Origin of the sequence: Actinokineospora guangxiensis (genome assembly GCF_042657845.1) — a bacterium.
Classification (GTDB): Bacteria; Actinomycetota; Actinomycetes; order Mycobacteriales; family Pseudonocardiaceae; genus Actinokineospora; species Actinokineospora guangxiensis.
In genome coordinates this window covers 53,268-68,889 of record NZ_JBHSKF010000015.1, presented here as the reverse complement: position 1 = coordinate 68,889, position 15,622 = coordinate 53,268, and the positions used below count along the sequence as shown (strand labels likewise).

The 15,622-nt window shown below is 74.7% G+C and carries 13 protein-coding genes; 8 read left to right on the top strand and 5 right to left on the bottom strand.

The window, feature by feature from the left end; translation table 11 throughout:
• The first annotated feature begins 132 nt into the window (after nucleotides 1-132).
• The 3 genes from ACFPM7_RS24405 (at nucleotide 133) to ACFPM7_RS24395 (ending at nucleotide 4,649) form a co-directional block, all read left to right on the top strand.
• Nucleotides 133-1,671: an IniB N-terminal domain-containing protein gene (locus ACFPM7_RS24405; RefSeq protein ID WP_378250090.1), complete on the top strand. Its 1,539-nt coding sequence runs from the start codon at nucleotides 133-135 to the stop codon at nucleotides 1,669-1,671.
• A gap of 102 nt (nucleotides 1,672-1,773) precedes the next feature.
• Nucleotides 1,774-3,510, top strand: a complete 1,737-nt coding sequence (locus ACFPM7_RS24400) for a dynamin family protein (RefSeq protein WP_378250088.1) — start codon at nucleotides 1,774-1,776, stop codon at nucleotides 3,508-3,510.
• A complete protein-coding gene (locus ACFPM7_RS24395) occupies nucleotides 3,507-4,649 on the top strand; it encodes a hypothetical protein (RefSeq protein ID WP_378250087.1) in 1,143 nt (380 codons plus the stop codon). Before ACFPM7_RS24400 ends, ACFPM7_RS24395 begins: the two co-directional genes overlap by 4 nt.
• On the opposite strand, the gene cutA is transcribed toward ACFPM7_RS24395, so the two are convergent.
• Complete coding sequence (cutA, locus tag ACFPM7_RS24390; RefSeq protein WP_378250086.1) at nucleotides 4,630-4,944, bottom strand: divalent-cation tolerance protein CutA; 315 nt, start codon at nucleotides 4,942-4,944, stop codon at nucleotides 4,630-4,632. The two genes, ACFPM7_RS24395 and cutA, sit on opposite strands and share 20 nt — an antisense overlap.
• Nucleotides 4,945-4,969: 25 nt before the next feature.
• Between cutA and ACFPM7_RS24385 the strand changes: the two genes are divergently transcribed.
• A complete protein-coding gene (locus ACFPM7_RS24385) occupies nucleotides 4,970-5,419 on the top strand; it encodes a DUF2867 domain-containing protein (protein WP_378250085.1) in 450 nt (149 codons plus the stop codon).
• Here ACFPM7_RS24385 and ACFPM7_RS24380 read toward each other — a convergent pair.
• Genes ACFPM7_RS24380 through ACFPM7_RS24370 form a run of 3 tightly spaced genes read right to left on the bottom strand, consistent with a single transcriptional unit; the run spans nucleotide 5,385 to nucleotide 7,953 of the window.
• Nucleotides 5,385-6,209, bottom strand: coding sequence for a sucrase ferredoxin (locus tag ACFPM7_RS24380; RefSeq protein ID WP_378250084.1), 825 nt, complete (start codon nucleotides 6,207-6,209; stop codon nucleotides 5,385-5,387). The two genes, ACFPM7_RS24385 and ACFPM7_RS24380, sit on opposite strands and share 35 nt — an antisense overlap.
• A gap of 47 nt (nucleotides 6,210-6,256) precedes the next feature.
• A complete protein-coding gene (locus ACFPM7_RS24375) occupies nucleotides 6,257-7,471 on the bottom strand; it encodes a cupin domain-containing protein (protein WP_378250083.1) in 1,215 nt (404 codons plus the stop codon).
• A gap of 2 nt (nucleotides 7,472-7,473) precedes the next feature.
• Nucleotides 7,474-7,953, bottom strand: a complete 480-nt coding sequence (locus ACFPM7_RS24370; RefSeq protein WP_378250082.1) for a BatC protein — start codon at nucleotides 7,951-7,953, stop codon at nucleotides 7,474-7,476.
• A gap of 148 nt (nucleotides 7,954-8,101) precedes the next feature.
• Between ACFPM7_RS24370 and ACFPM7_RS24365 the strand changes: the two genes are divergently transcribed.
• The 4 genes from ACFPM7_RS24365 to treZ all read left to right on the top strand — a co-directional run bounded on the left by ACFPM7_RS24365 (nucleotide 8,102) and on the right by treZ (nucleotide 15,119).
• Nucleotides 8,102-8,977 (top strand): protein kinase domain-containing protein, encoded by an 876-nt coding sequence (locus ACFPM7_RS24365; protein ID WP_378250081.1) that lies wholly within the window; start codon nucleotides 8,102-8,104, stop codon nucleotides 8,975-8,977.
• Nucleotides 8,978-9,064: 87 nt separating this feature from the next.
• Nucleotides 9,065-11,182, top strand: coding sequence for a glycogen debranching protein GlgX (gene glgX, locus ACFPM7_RS24360; RefSeq protein WP_378250080.1), 2,118 nt, complete (start codon nucleotides 9,065-9,067; stop codon nucleotides 11,180-11,182).
• Nucleotides 11,179-13,392, top strand: coding sequence for a malto-oligosyltrehalose synthase (gene treY, locus ACFPM7_RS24355; RefSeq protein ID WP_378250079.1), 2,214 nt, complete (start codon nucleotides 11,179-11,181; stop codon nucleotides 13,390-13,392). The genes glgX and treY overlap by 4 nt, the downstream gene beginning before the upstream one ends.
• Nucleotides 13,392-15,119, top strand: coding sequence for a malto-oligosyltrehalose trehalohydrolase (gene treZ, locus ACFPM7_RS24350; protein WP_378250078.1), 1,728 nt, complete (start codon nucleotides 13,392-13,394; stop codon nucleotides 15,117-15,119). Before treY ends, treZ begins: the two co-directional genes overlap by 1 nt.
• Here the strand turns inward: treZ and ACFPM7_RS24345 are convergent.
• Nucleotides 15,094-15,579, bottom strand: coding sequence for a hypothetical protein (locus ACFPM7_RS24345; RefSeq protein ID WP_378250077.1), 486 nt, complete (start codon nucleotides 15,577-15,579; stop codon nucleotides 15,094-15,096). The two genes, treZ and ACFPM7_RS24345, sit on opposite strands and share 26 nt — an antisense overlap.
• Nucleotides 15,580-15,622 lie beyond the last annotated feature (43 nt).

Sequence of the window (15,622 nt, the reverse complement as noted above, 5' to 3'; positions counted from 1 at the left end):
GGCGTTAGGAGTAATCAGGGTGTGATCCCCGATGTGGGTGATGCGGCCGCCGCCATAGCGTGATCGGCACCGCCCGAGCCGATGCCCCGGCCGGACGAGGACCCCTTCCCCCACCCTTTGGAGCCCGCTCCCGTGATCACGTCCGACCAGACCCTGCACGACTTCGTGCTCACCCTGCTCACCGACGACGCCGCCCGCTCGGCCTTCGCCGCGGACCCGGCCTCCTGCCTGTCGGCCGCCGGTCTGGACGACATCACCGCCGCCGACGTCCAGGACGTCGTCCCCCTGGTCGTCGACTACGCCCCCGCGGGCCTCGACCTGGCCATCCCGGCCGACGGCTCGGCCCTGGACCAGCTCCAGGCCTTCGCCGAGGCCGCAGGCGGCCTGTCGGCGAGCACCGACGGCGTGGCGGGCGCCTTCGCCGTCACCTCCGAGCACGCCGCGGCCACCGGAGCCGCGCACGCCTCGACCGACGGCGCGGCCGTCGAGTTCTTCGGCACGACCGACCACGGCGCGGTCGCGGGCGACCTGTCCGCCTCGACCGACGGCGCGACGGGCGTGGTCGGCCTCGACACCGACCACGCCGCCGCGGGCGCGGACTTCGTCGCCACCACCTCCGGCGCCGAGGGCGGCGCGAGCCTGGCCACCGACCACGCGGCCGTCTCCGGCGACCTGGCCGCGGGCACCGACGGCGCGGCGGGCGCCTTCGCCGTCGCGACCGACGCCGCCGCGGGCTCCGGCTCCTTCGCCGCGACCACCGACGGCGTCGCCGCGTCCTTCGCGGGCACCTCCGACTTCGGCGCTGTCGGCGCCGACACCGCGCTCGGCCTCGACGGCGGCGCGGGCACCGTCGGCCTGGACACCGACGCGCTCGCCGCCGAGGCGGGCGTGGCCGCCTCCACCGACGGCGTCGACGCCGGCCTGGCGCTGGACTCCGACGTGTTCGCCGCCGAGTCCGGCCTGGCCGCCTCCACCGACGGCGTCGACGCCGCCCTGGCGCTGGACTCCGAGCTGCTCTCCCTCGACGGCGGCCTGGCGCTGGCCACCAGCGGCGCGACCGGCGGTGTGGCCGTGAGCGCGGCGGGCGTCGACCTGCCCGAGCTGGACGTCCCGCAGCTGGGCGGCCTGGACGACGTCACCGGCCTGCTGGACGCCGACGCGCTGCGCGCGGGCGACGTGACCGTCGGGACGGTGGCCAACTACGTCACCTCCGGCGGCGACCTGCACTCCGCGGACATCCCGGCGCTGGGCGGCCTGCTGCCCGCCGTGCCGGAGCTGGACGAGCTGCCGGTGGACCTGCCCGAGCTGGGCGACCTGCCCGCCGTCCCGGCGCTGCCCGCGGTCCCCGAGCTGGACGACCTGCCGGTCGACCTGCCCGAGCTGGACACCCTGCCCGTCGACGTCCCCGAGCTGGGCACCCTGCCGGTCGACGTCCCCGAGCTGGACAAGCTGCCCGTCGACCTGGACGACCTGCCGGTGCAGCTGCCCGAACTGCCCGAGCTGGGCGACCTGCCCGTCGACCTGCCGGTGGCCAACCCGCTGCCGGAGCTGGACAGGCTGCCGCAGACCGCGGGCGACCTGGTCAGCGACACCCCGCTCGGCCAGGTCACCGGCGACGGCGGCCTGCTCGACGTCGGCGCCACCACCGACGCTCTGGGCCTCGGCGACTAAGAGCGGGGAACAGTGCCGTTCCTCCAGGGCGCGGGGTCGGAGAACATCCGGCCCCGCGCCCGCCGTTTCCCCCGAAGGGAGGAACACGGCACACTCGTCCGGGTGACGGCACCGCCTTGGCTGGAGCTGCTGGACGACACCGTCCGCGCGTGTGGCGAGTTCGACCGACCCGACCTGGGGCAACGGCTGCGCGAGCGCGGGGCGGCCCTGCTCGACCCCGGACGCCGCGTGGTCGTCTTCGGGTGCGCGGGCCAGGGCAAGAGCCAACTGGTCAACGCGCTGCTCGGCGCCTCGGTGTGCGCGGTCGGCGACGACGTCACCACCGCCGTCCCCGCCGTGCTGCGGCACGCGGAGACCCCCACCGCCGCGCTGCTGGGCGCGGCCGAGCGGGGCGGGGCGGTCGAGACCGCCACCGCACGGGCGAACCAGGACCCCGAGGTCAGCGGCGCCGAGATCGGCCTGCCGAGAGCCCTGCTCAGCTCCGGGATGGTGCTGGTGGACGCGCCCCCGATCGGCGACCCGCGCCGCACCGGCCTGGCCATGGCGGCGCTCGCCGACGCCGACTGCGCCCTCATGGTGACCGACGCCACAGCCGCGCTCAGCCCGCTGGAGCTGGAGCTGCTGGGCCAGGTGGCCTCCGTGTGCCCGGCCGTCGCCGTGGTCCTCACCAAGATCGACATCGTGGCGCGGTGGCGGCACGTCGCCGAGGTCGACCGGACCCGGCTGGCCGCGGCCGGGATCGCCGCGCCCGTGCTGCCGGTGTCCTCGGTGCTGCGCCTGGCCGCCGCCCGCGCCAACGACAAGGCGCTCAACGCCGAGTCCGGCTTCACCGCGCTGGTCGGGTGCCTGCGCGAGGCCGTGCTGGCCGACCCGGTCGCCGCGGCGGGCCGCACCGCGGCGGCGGCCTGCGCGCTGGTGGTCGAGGAGCTGATGGGCCCGGTCAAGGAGCGGGCCGCCGCGCTGCCCAAGCCGGTGTCGCAGGACGCGCTGCGCGGCGCGACCGCCCGCGTCGAGCAGGTCCGCCGCGACGCGGCGCGCATGCAGACCCGCCTGGCCGACGACGTCGCCGACCTCACCTCCGACGTCGACTACGACCTGCGCGACCGCACGCGCCGGGTGCTGCGCGAAGTGGACGACTACTTCGAGGAGGCCGACCCGCTCACCGCGTGGCCGGAGTTCTCCGACTGGATGGGCACGACCCTGACCTCGGTGGCCGAGGCGAACGCCGAGTGGCTGCTGCGCCGCTTCGAGTGGATCGCGGGCAGGCTCTCGGCCGCGGTGGACGACCTGCCGAGCCTGCTCGACGCCGCGGGCGTGGACGAGCTGCGCGCGCCCAACGTCGAGCCGTTCACCTCGGTGCAGAAGATGTTCGTCGGTCTGCGCGGCTCCTACAGCGGCCTGCTGATGTCGGGCCTGGCCACCACGCTGGCCGGCCTGCCGCTGATCAACCCGATCTCCATCGGCGCGGGCGTCGCCTTCGGCGCGCGCAGCGTGTTCGAGGAGCGCGGCGCCCGGCTCAGGCGCCGCCAGGCCGTCGCCAAGACCACCGCCCAGCGGCACGTCGACGACTTCTTCCTCGCCTACGGCAAGCAGACCCGCGACACCGTGCGCCTGATCCACCGCGCCCTGCGCGACCGGGTCGACGAGGCGGCCGGACGGGTCGGGGCGGACGCCACCGCGTCGGCGCTGCGCATCAAGCGGGCCGTGGACGCCGCCACCGCGCGCCGCACCGAGCTGATCGCGGGCGTGCGCCGCGACCTCACGCGGCTGGGCACGCTGCGCGGCCGGGCCGAGTCCGCCCGCGGCGCGCTGCCCGCGCGCAAGGGGCTGACCGCGTGAGCCTGCGCGAGTCCGTCGCCGCCCTGCTCGACTCCGCCCGCGCCGCCTACCGCGACGACCCGCGCGCCACCGCGTTCCTCGACGCCCGGGCCGCCGCGCTGGGCGGGCCGCTGCGGGTGGCCGCCGTCGGCGCGCCCGGCTCCGGCCGCTCGACGCTGCTCGACGCCGTCGTCGGCGAGCCGTTCACCGCCCGCGCCGACCGGGTGGTGGTGGACTTCGCCGGCGCGGTGGAGCTGGTGGACTCCCGCGGCAGCGGCCTGCCCGACGCCGACGCGCTGCTGGTGCTGCTGCCCCGCCCCGCCCCGCCGTTCCCGGACGCGCTCGACCCGGTCGCCTCGGTCGCCGTGCTGTCGCGGGCCGACGAGCTCGGCGGCGGCCGGGTCGACGCGATGGTCTCGGCGCGCCAGGTGGCGCGCAGGCACGCCAAGGGCGAGCTGGGCGCGCGCTGCCAGGACGTGGTGGCCGTGTCCGGGCAGACCGCGCTGGCCGCGGCCACCCTGACCGACGCCGAGCACGCCGCGCTGCGGTCGCTGGCCGGGGTGGGCGAGGACGAGCTGGCGGCGGCGCTGCTGTCGGTCGACCGGTTCACCGCCGCCGCCCTGCCGGTGCCCCAGGAGCGGCGGGCCGCGCTGGTGGAGCGGCTCGGCCTGTTCGCCGTGCGCCTGGCGCTGACCACGGCCCGCCGGGCGGCCGACCCGCCCGCCGACCTGGCCGCCGCGCTCTCCCGCGCCAGCGGCGTCGGCGAGCTGCGCACCGCGATCGCCGAGTGCTTCGCCGACCACGCCGACGCCCTGCGGGCCCGGGGTGCGCTGGCCGCGGTCACCGCCCTGGTCCGCGCCGATCCCCGGCCGGGCGTCGCCGAGGCCGCCGAGCGGGTGGGCGCCTCGGCGCACGAGCTGCGCGAACTGCGCCTGCTCGCCGCGCTGCGCACCGGCCGGGTGTCCCTCGACGCGCTCGGCGACGACGCCGCCGCCGAGGCCGCCGCGCTGCTCACCGGCGCGCGCCACCCCGATCCCCGGGCGGCGCTGCGGCACTGGCGGGCCCGCTCCCTGGACACCGCGCTGACCGACGCGCAGCGGCGCGCCGCCGCTGTCGTGGCCCGCAGCTGCGCCGGTCTGCTCAGCGGGTCTCGGCGCTGACCCAGTCCAGGTAGCCCGCGCTGCCGCCGACCACGGGCAGCGCGATCACCTCGGGCACGTCGTAGGGGTGGCGCTCGGTGATGAACGCGGTCAGCGGCTCGACCCGCTCCAGCGTGGTCTTGAACAGGCACTGGTGCTCGGTGTCGTCCTGGATCTCCCCGTCCCAGCGGTAGACGCTGCGGATGGGCCCGACGACCTGGGCGCAGGCGGCGAGGCGGGCGGTGACGGCGGCGCGGCCCAGCTCGGCGGCGGCGTCCTCGGTCGGGGTGGTGGTCAGCACGACGACGTGGGTCACCGGCCGACCGTATACGGTCGCCGGTGTGGAGGACCTGTTCAACCTCGCGCCCGCCGACGCCCGCTACGCGATGCGGGTGCACGTGCCCGCCAAGGGCGAGCGCCTCGATCTCAGCGAGCTGGGCGGCAGCCTGCACTGGTACGGCCTGGCCTGGTCGTGGTGGCTGCGCATCCTGCTCGGCCGGTTCTTCGGCGAGCGGCTGAGCCTGCACCGGCCGGAGCAGATCGCCGTCGGGTCCATTGTGGACTGGTGGAAGGTGGTCGCGGTCGACGAGAGCCGGATCGTGCTGCACACCGACCAGTGGTTCCCCGGCGAGGCGTGGCTGGGCTACCGCATCGAGGACGGTGTTCTCACCCAGGTCGGGGCGCTGCGGCCCAAGGGGCTGCTCGGCAGGCTGTACTGGTGGATCGTGTGGCCGATCCACGTGGTGGTGTTCCGGCTCATGGCGCGGCGGCAGGCCCGCCGCGCGCACTAGGGGCCTCGACCAGCTGGAACTCCCTGATCGCCGCGGGGACCGCGGCCGAGCAGGTCAGCGGCGTGTCGGAGCGGTGGAAGACGGCCCGCACGCGCAGGACGAGCCCGTCGAAGGCGACGTCCCACACCTCGTGGCCGACTCTGGTGACCGCGCGCGGCGGGAACGACGCCGCCGAGCGGTCCCCGGCCCGCTGCCGGGCGAAGTGCTGGGCGGCCTGCGCGGGCGCGGCGAGCGTGCTGGCGCCCCGGAACCGGGCGAGGTCGATCTCGCCGCGGTCGTGGCCGTCGGCCAGCGCGGGGGCCGATCCGGCGTCCACCCCGCCGTAGTACAGCCCGTCGGGGAGCACGACGACGTTGCCCGCGTACCGGTCCCCGCCGACGTGCGAGCACTCCCACACGCGGCCGGGGCGGGCGGCGGCGAGCGCGGCGGCGACGGGTCTGCCGAGGATGGCGCAGCACGCGTCGTGGTTGCCGTGCGCGCACACCAGGTACAGCGGCAGCGGGTCGGGGACACCGGCCCGCGGATCGATCTCCAGCAGGTCCGACGCGGCGGCGAACTCCGTCCACCGCAGGGTTCCCGCGACGGAGTCGGCGTAGCCGACGCGCCGGGGCCCCGGCGCGCCGCGCCCCGGCCTGCGGATCAGCAGCAGGCGGGCGTGCAGCCCGGCCGCGCGCGCGATCAGGGCCGCCTTCACCTCGGCGGGCAGCGCGGAGTCCGGCACCTGCTGAGGCCCCCAGGGCCCCGGCTGCTCGACCAGCAGCCACGCGCGCACCGGCGGCGCGGTCCCCACCGGGGAGTCCCCGCGCCGTCGCCGTCCGTCCGCGCACCGTTCCCGGCTCACCCGGTCCCGCCCACCAGCACTCCCTCCTTCAGCAGCCGCCTCACCAGTACCACCTGGTCCTCCGCGGGCAAACCGGGCAGCTCGCCGACGACGCAGCGCCCGGCCAGCAGCGCGGCGAGGGCGGGCTCGGTGTAGGCGGGCAGGTCGATCCGGTCGCCGGGCAGCTCCAGCCACACCCGCTCGCCCGCCGGGGTCAGCCGGGAGCGCAGGCCGCGGCGCGGCTCGACGGCCGCGCCGATGGCCACCGCGTGCACCGCGGCTGCCTGGGCGAGCGGTCCCAGCGGCGCGGGCCGGTTGCCCGACCACGCGCGGCCCCGCAGCAGCCGGGCCACGTCATCGGGCTCGATCGCCTTGAGCACCCGCACCAGGGCGTCCACCACCTCCGGCACGTCCAGCTGGTCCCCGTCGGCGGCGTCGACCCCCAGCGGCAGCGACGAGCGCAGCTCGGCCGAGGACCCCGCCAGCGACAGCAGCGCCTCGGCGACGGCGTACCTGGTCAGCACGTGCACGCCGACGGTCAGGTGCGCCGAGGTCTCCCCGAGCGCGCGGGCGGAGTGCAGGTAGCCGCGCGGCAGGTAGAGCGCGTCACCGGGTTCCAGCGTCGCCTCGATGGCGGGCGGCTCCTGCGCCCGCGCGGCCACCGCCGCCGAGTGCTGGTCCCACGGCTGCGAGCGCAGCGGGTCGGTGTGCACCGGCTCGTGCACCAGCCAGTGCTTGCGGCCCGCGACCTGGAGCACGAACACGTCGTGCACGTCGTAGTGCGCGCTGAACCCCTGCGACGACGGCGGCGTGATGTAGGCGTTGACCTGCACGGGGTGGCCGAGGTCGGTGCCCAGCGCCCCGGCGAAGTCGATGATCGGCGGCCACAGCCGGTGCAGCCCCTGCAGGACCACGGTGGCCCCGTCGGCGAACTGCGCGGCGACCTGGTCGTCGCGCACTTGGTCGCCGATCTCCGCGCCTACCCCGCCGCCGCCGGTGAACTGGCCGGACCCGACGACCGAGCCGTTGCGCGCGAGCCGGATGAACGGCGTGCGCAGGCCGCGTCGAGAGAGCAGCTCGTCGACGTCGGCCAGGGTCAGCAGGTCGGTGAAGTCCGACGCGCCGGTGCTCAGCAGCGGCGCGCGGCCCCAGAACCGCTCGGCGAAGTCCGCGGGCGGGACGGCCGCGCACCGGCGCAGCGCGTCCCGCCCGTCCTCGGGGAGGGAGGTCATCGCTAGTGGCGGTCGGCGCCCGGGTTGTACCCGCCGCCGCCGATCGTGCCGCCGCCCTCGGTGCCGCCGAAGCCGCCCAGCGCCTCACGGCCCTGGCCCGCCCCGCTGTCCGCGCCGCCGTCGGCACCACCGTCGGCACCACCGTCCTCCAGCCGGTCGCGGTTGACGCCCGCGCCCCCGTCGGCGCCCCCGTCCGCACCGCCGTCGTGCCCGCCGGGCTCACCGGACGCGCCGTGGTCGGCGATGCCCGCGCCCCCGTGGGCTCCGCCGTCCGCACCGCCGTCCGCACCGCCGTCGTGCCCGCCCGGCTGACCGGACGCGCCATGGTCGGCCGGACCGGACGCGCCGCTGTCGGCGCCCCCGTCGGCGCCCCCGTCCGCACCGCCGTCGTGCCCGCCGGGGACACCGGTCGCGCCGTGGTCGGCGGTGCCCGGCCCCTGACCGATGTGGCCGCTGCGGATGTCGTCGTCTTCCAAGGACATGGTGACTCCCCGAACGTGGTTCTGTACGCAATGGACACACCTGTCTACCCCCACACGGCCGCCTTCATGCACCCGTACACCCGTACGGGCAAAGGTTTGCCGCGCCGCCGGGGGTGGTAGCTCATGGACCGGACCTTGGGAGGCCGTGATGGGCGAGTTGCTCGACGGGCGCTACGAGCTCGGGGCGGTGATCGGGCGCGGCGGCATGGCCGACGTGCACCGCGCCACCGATGTCCGGCTGCGCCGCGAGGTGGCGGTCAAGCTCTTCCGCTCCGGCGCCGAACGCTCCTCGGGCGAGGCGCGCCTGCTGGCCGCGCTGAGCCACCCCGCCCTGGTCAAGATCTTCGACGCCGCCCCCGAGCACGACCGGCCCTATCTCGTCATGCAGCTGGTGGAGGGCCCGACGCTGCGCCACCGGCTCGACTCCGGCGGCGCGCTCAGGCCCCAGCATGCCGCCCGCGTCGGCGCCCGCCTGGCCGACGCATTGGCCTGTGTGCACGCCCACGGCATCGTCCACCGTGACGTCAAACCCGCCAACATCCTGCTCGACGACGCAGGCGGCTGCTTCCTCACCGACTTCGGCATCGCCCGCGCCCTGGGCTCGGCCCGCCTGACGATCACCGGCCATTGCGTCGGCACCGCCGCCTACCTGGCCCCCGAACAGCTGCGCGGGGAAGCGGTGGGCCCGCCCGCCGACATCTACGCGCTCGGCTTGGTGCTGCTGGAGTGCCTGACCGGCAGCCCGGAGTACGACGGCGCCGACCTCGAGGCCGCGATCGCCCGCCTGAACCGCAGGCCGCGGCTGCCGGGCTGGCTGCCGCCGGTGTGGACGGCCGCGCTCGCGGCGATGACCGCCGACGACCCCGCGCACCGTCCCAGTGCCGCCGACTGCGCCCAGCGGCTGGCCGCCGCGGCGCTGTGGTCGGGCAAGCCCACCCAGACGCGCCCGCCCTGGCGGCGTGCCGAGCACACGCAGCGCATGGAGCCGGTCTCCACCCAGCGGCTGCAGCCGGTCGGGTCCTGAGAAGAAGTTCACCCGCGCTGATCCCGCGCGGCGGCTTGATCGGCCATAGGGTTTGGGCAAGACCCCATTCCCCCCGGAGGAGACCTGGTGCGGCCCTGGCCTGGAACCCCGTATCCGCTCGGCGCCACCTACGACGGAGCGGGCACGAACTTCGCCGTGTTCTCCGAGGTCGCCACCCGTGTGGACCTGTGCCTGTTCGACGAGTCCGGCGCCGAGCGCCAGATCCGCCTGCCCGAGGTCGACGGCTACGTCTGGCACGGCTACCTGCCCGGCGTGCTGCCCGGCCAGCGCTACGGGTTCCGGGTCAGCGGCCCGCACGACCCGTCGGCCGGACACCGCTGCAACCCGGCGAAACTGCTGCTCGACCCGTACGCCAAGGCGGTGACCGGCGCCGTCGATTGGGACGAATCGGTCTTCGGCTACAAGTTCGACGCCCCCGACGAGGTCAACGACGCCGACTCGGCCGGGCACACCGTCGTCGGCGTGGTGGTCAACCCCTTCTTCGACTGGGGCAACGACCGGCCGCCGAACCACCCCTACAACGAGACCGTGATCTACGAGGCGCATGTGCGCGGCCTCACAATGCTGCACCCGGACGTGCCCGAGGAGCTGCGCGGCACCTACTCGGGCCTGGCGCACCCGGCGGTCATCGAGCACCTGACCAAGGTGGGCGTGACCGCCATCGAGCTGATGCCGGTGCACCAGTTCCTGCACGACCACGGCCTCATCGAGCGCGACCTGCGCAACTACTGGGGCTACAACACGATCGCCTTCTTCGCCCCGCACGACGGCTACGCGGCCAACACCGCCCAGGGCGCGCAGGTGCAGGAGTTCAAGGCCATGGTCAAGGCCCTGCACGAGGCCGACATCGAGGTCATCCTCGACGTCGTCTACAACCACACCGCCGAGGGCAACCACCTCGGACCGACGCTGTCGCTGCGCGGCATCGACAACGAGGCCTACTACCGGCTCGAAGAGGACGACAAGCAGTACTACACCGACTACACCGGCACCGGGAACTCGCTCAACGCGCGCAACCCGCACACCCTGCAGCTGATCATGGACTCGCTGCGCTACTGGGTGACGGAGATGCGGGTCGACGGCTTCCGCTTCGACCTGGCGGCCACCCTGGCCCGCGAGTTCTACGACGTCGACCGGCTCAGCGCCTTCTTCGACATCATCCAGCAGGACCCGGTCATCAGCCAGGTCAAGCTGATCGCCGAGCCGTGGGACGTCGGCCCCGGCGGCTACCAGGTCGGCAACTTCCCTCCCCTGTGGACGGAGTGGAACGGCCAGTACCGCGACACCGTGCGCGACTTCTGGCGCGGCGAGCCCGCCACGCTGGGGGAGTTCGCCTCCCGCATCACCGGGTCCTCGGACCTGTACCAGGACGACGGCCGCCGCCCGTACGCCTCGATCAACTTCGTGACCGCGCACGACGGCTTCACCCTCAACGACCTGGTGTCCTACAACGACAAGCACAACGACGCCAACGGCGAGGGCGGGCGCGACGGCCACTCCGACAACCGCTCGTGGAACTGCGGCGCGGAGGGCCCCACCGAGGACGAGAAGGTCAACGACCTGCGCGCGCGCCAGCGCCGCAACATGATCGCCACGATGGCCTTCTCCCAGGGCGTGCCGATGCTGCTGCACGGCGACGAGATGGCCCGCACGCAGGACGGCAACAACAACGCCTACTGCCAGGACAACGAGCTGTCGTGGATGGACTGGTCGCTGGCCGAGGCCAACGCCGACCTGGTCCAGTTCACCTCGGCGGTGCTGGCGGTGCGCCACGCCCACCCGGTGTTCCGCCGCCGCCGGTTCTTCGCCGGGCGCCCGATCCGCCGCGGCGACGAGCTGCGCGACATCGCCTGGTTCAGCCCGTCCGGGCAGGAGATGACCGACGAGGACTGGGGCTCCGGCTTCGGCAAGTGCATCATCACCTTCCTCAACGGCGACGGCATCCCCGACATGGACGCCCGCGGCGAGCGGGTCACCGACGACTCGTTCCTGCTGTGCTTCAACGCCCACCACGAGGACATCGAGTCCACGGTGCCCGACGGCGAGTACGGCGCGGAATGGGAGGTCGTGGTGGACACCGCCACCGGCGAGGTCTCCCCGGCCGAGCCCGCCCGCCACCCCGGCGGCGGCACGCTGACGCTGCCGTCGCGGTCGCTGATCGTGCTGCGGCGGGTCGCGCAGTGACTCAGCCGACTCAGCCGACCCCGCCGTCCTCGACCTACCGGGTGCAGCTGCGCCCGGAGTTCGGCTTCGCCGACACCGCCGCGCTGGCCGACTACCTGGCCGACCTGGGCGTCGGCGCGCTGTACACCTCGCCGATCCTGGCCGCCGCGCCCGGCTCGACGCACGGCTACGACGTGGTCGACCCGACGAAGGCGAACCCGGAGCTGGGCGGCGAGCAGGGCCGGGTCGCGATGACGGCGCGGATGCGCGCGGCCGGGCTGTCGGTGGTGGTCGACATCGTGCCCAACCACATGTCGGTCGAGGTGCCGACGGCGAACCCGTGGTGGTGGGACGTGCTCACCCACGGCCCGTCCTCGCGCTACGCGCGCCACTTCGACATCGAGTCCTTCCCCGTGCTGATCCCCGTCCTCGGCTCGGCCGACGACGAACTGGAGCTGGACGGGGAGGTCCTGCGCTACCACGAGCACACCTTCCCCATCGCGCCGGGAACCGGCGACGGCACCGCGGCGGAGGTGCACGAGCGCCAGCACTACCGCGTCGTGGACTGGCGGCGCGCCTCGGCGGAGCTGAACTACCGGCGGTTCTTCGACATCACCACGCTGGCCGCGGTGCGCGTCGAGGACCCGGAGGTGTTCGAGGCCACCCACGGCGAGGTGCTGCGCTGGGTGGCCGACGGCGATGTCGTCGGCCTGCGGGTGGACCACCCGGACGGCCTCACCGATCCCGCGGGCTACGCCAGACGGCTGGCCGAGCGCTCCGGCGCGTGGATCGTGCTGGAGAAGATCCTGGAGGCCGACGAGCGGCTGCCGGACTGGCCGGTGGCGGGCACCACCGGCTACGACGCGCTGCGCGAGGTGTGCGGGGTGTTCGTGGACCCCGCGGGCGCGGGACCGATCACGGCGCTGGCCCAGGAGCTGGGCGTGGCCACCGACTTCGACGCCGTGCGCACCGAGTGCAGGCGGCTGATCACCAGCACGTCGCTGGCGACCGAGGTGCGCCGCATCGCCGCGTGCGCGCCCGGCGACCCGCGCGAGGCGGTCGCCGAGCTGATGGTGCACTTCCCGGTCTACCGCTCCTACCTGCCCGAAGGGGTCGACCACTGGCGGGCCGCGGTGGACGCGGCGACCAAGGCCAGTCCGCACCTGGCCGCCGACATCGCCGCGATCGACGAGCAGGTCCGCGACAACCCAGCCGGTGAGCTGGCGCTGCGCCTGCAGCAGACCTCCGGCATGGTCGTGGCCAAGGGCACCGAGGACACCGCGTTCTACCGCTACACCCGCTTCGCCGCGCTGACCGAGGTCGGCGGCGCGCCCGAGCGCTTCGGCGTGCCGGTCGCGGAGTTCCACGCCGCCCAGGCCCGCCGCGAGGAGACCGCGCCCGCCGCGATGACCGCACTGTCCACACACGACACCAAGCGGTCGGAGGACGTGCGGGCGCGGCTGGCGGTGCTCTCGGAGATCCCCGACGAGTGGGCGACGGAGGTGCGCGACTGGACCGCCTCGCACGGCCTGCCGGAGCCGACGCTGAACCTGCTGGCCTGGCAGACCCTCGTCGGCGCGTGGCCGATCGACGCCGACCGACTGGTCGACTACCTGCGCAAAGCCGCCAGGGAGGCCAAGGTCGCCACCACGTGGACCGAGCAGGACCCGGCGTTCGAGGCCGCGATCGCCGAGTGGCCATCGCGCGTGCTCGGCGACGACGCGCTGATGGCCAGGGTGCGCGCGTTCGTCGACCGGATCACCCCGGCGGGCTGGTCCAACGCGCTGGGGCAGAAGCTGCTCCAGCTGGCGGGCCCCGGTGTGCCGGACGTCTACCAGGGCACCGAGCTGTGGGACCTGTCGCTGGTGGACCCCGACAACCGGCGGCCGGTGGACTTCGCCGAGCGCCGCGAGCTGCTGGCCAGGATCTCCGGCGGCTGGGTGCCGCCGGTCGACGCCTCCGGCGCGGCGAAGCTGCACGTCGTGCGCACGGTGCTGCGGCTGCGGCGCGAGCGCCCCGAGCTGTTCACCGGCTACCGCCCGATCGAGGCGGGCGATCACGTCGTCGCCTTCGAGCGCAACGGTCTCATCGCGGTGGCCTCGCGGCTGCCGATGACCGATGTCGAGCGCGGCATCGATCTCGACACCGCGTGGACCGACGTGCTCACCGGGCGGCCGTTCTACGGCGTGCTCACCGACTACCCCGTCGCGTTGCTGGTGCGAGGAGACTGATGCAGGGCGAGGTTTTCACCGTCTGGGCGCCCGACGCCGAGCGGGTGCGGGTGGTGATCGGCGAGACCGGCCACGAGATGGCGCGCTCCGGCGGCGGCTGGTGGTGGGCCGAGGTGCCCGGAGCGGGCGCGGGCACCGACTACGCCTTCCAGATCGGTGACGACGACACCCGCCTGCCGGACCCGCGCTCGGCGTGGCAGCCCGAGGGCGTGCACGGCCCGTCGCGGCGCTACGAGCACCGCGCGTTCCCGTGGACGGATCAGCGCTGGACCGGCCGCGCCCTGCCCGGCGCGGTGGTCTACGAGCTGCACATCGGCACCTTCACCGAAGAAGGCACCTTCAACCGCGCGATCGAGCGCCTGGACCACCTGGTCGACCTGGGCGTCGACCTGGTGGAGGTGCTGCCGGTCAACGCCTTCGACGGCGACAAGGGCTGGGGCTACGACGGCGTGCTGTGGGGCGCGGTGCACCAGCCCTACGGCGGGCCGGACGCGTTCAAGCGCTTCGTCGACGCCTGCCACACCCGGGGGCTCGGCGTGGTGCTCGACGTCGTCTACAACCACCTGGGGCCCTCCGGGGCCTACCTTGGCCGCTTCGGCCCGTACTTCAAGGGCGAGACGATCTGGGGGCCCTCGCTCAACCTGGACGGGCCGGGCTCCGACGAGGTGCGCCGCTACGTCATCGACAACGCGCTGACCTGGTTCCGCGAGTTCCACGTCGACGCGCTGCGCCTGGACGCGGTGCACGCGCTGCACGACGAGCGCGCCACGCACGTGCTGGAGGAGCTGGCCGCCGAGACGGCGGCGCTCTCGGCGGCGCTGGGCAGGCCGCTGAGCCTGATCGCCGAGTCCGACCTCAACGACCCCAAGCACACCCGCCCGCGCGCGGCGGGCGGCTACGGCCTGGACGCCCAGTGGTGCGACGACGTCCACCACGCCCTGCACGTCGCCCTGACCGGCGAGACCACGGGCTACTACGCCGATTTCGGCGCGCAGCCGGACTTCGGCGGCCTGAAGCAGGCGCTGGAGAACGCGTTCTTCCACGCGGGCACCTGGTCGTCGTTCCGCGAGCGCACCCACGGGCGCCCGATCGACCGCGCGCTGACCCCGGGCCACCGCTTCGTGGTGTGCCTGCAGAACCACGACCAGATCGGCAACCGCGCCACCGGCGACCGCCTCACCGCGACGATCTCCGCGCGGCGGGTGCTGTGCGGGGCGGCGCTGATGCTGTGCTCGCCGTTCACCCCGATGCTGTTCATGGGCGAGGAGTGGGCGGCCACGACGCCGTGGCAGTTCTTCGCCTCGTTCCCCGACCCCGAGCTGGCCGACGCGGTCCGCACCGGCCGCCGCCGCGAGTTCGCCGAGCACGGCTGGGGCGAGTCCGAGGTCCCCGACCCGATGGACCCGGCGACGGTGCTGCGCTCGACCCTGCACTGGGGCGAGCTGGCCGACCCCGACCACCGCGCGGTCTACGACACGTACAAGGCGCTCATCGCTCTGCGCAAGGAACACCCGTCGCTGAGCGACCCCCGGCTGGACCGGTTCTCGGTGGAAGTGGAGAACGCTGTGGTGACGCTGCACCGGGGTCCGCTGGCGCTGGTGGTGAACCTGGGCGCGGAAACGGCCCCGCTGACCGGGGAGGTGGTGTTCGCCTCCCCGGGCGCGGGGCCGGATTCCTTGCCGCCGGACAGCTTCGCTGTCGTTACTGGACGGTCCGCCGGTAGCTGACCGTCCGGTTGGGACTCGGCGCGCCGAAGCGGCGCACCAGGTAGGTGAGCGCGGACCCGATGAGCAGCCACACGATCGCGGCGGCCCCGTAGTTGAACAGCACCGCGAGCTTCTCCGAGTCGGGCGTGAACAGCCCGTCGAAGCCCAGCGACACCGCGCCCGCGAAGTCCCCGATGAACGAGGCGAACCCGTTCTCCGGGTTGGCTTCGGCGAGCACCAGGACGATGGCGATGGCCAGCACCACCGCGAACAGCGCGGTGATGAAGGAGATCAGCGACGTCACCACGCGAATCGTGCGCACGCGGCTCGCCCGGCTGTCCTCCGTGCGCTCCTGCACGACCTCCTGCCGGGGCTCCTGTCGGACTTCCTCCCGGAATTCCTGCCGGACCTCCCGGTGCGCCGGGTCCACCGGCGGCGCGGGGTCGTACCGCCTGGTCGGCGGATCGGGTTCAGGGTTCATACCGACGATTGTCACCCCGCCGAACGACCCCCGCCGGACGAGC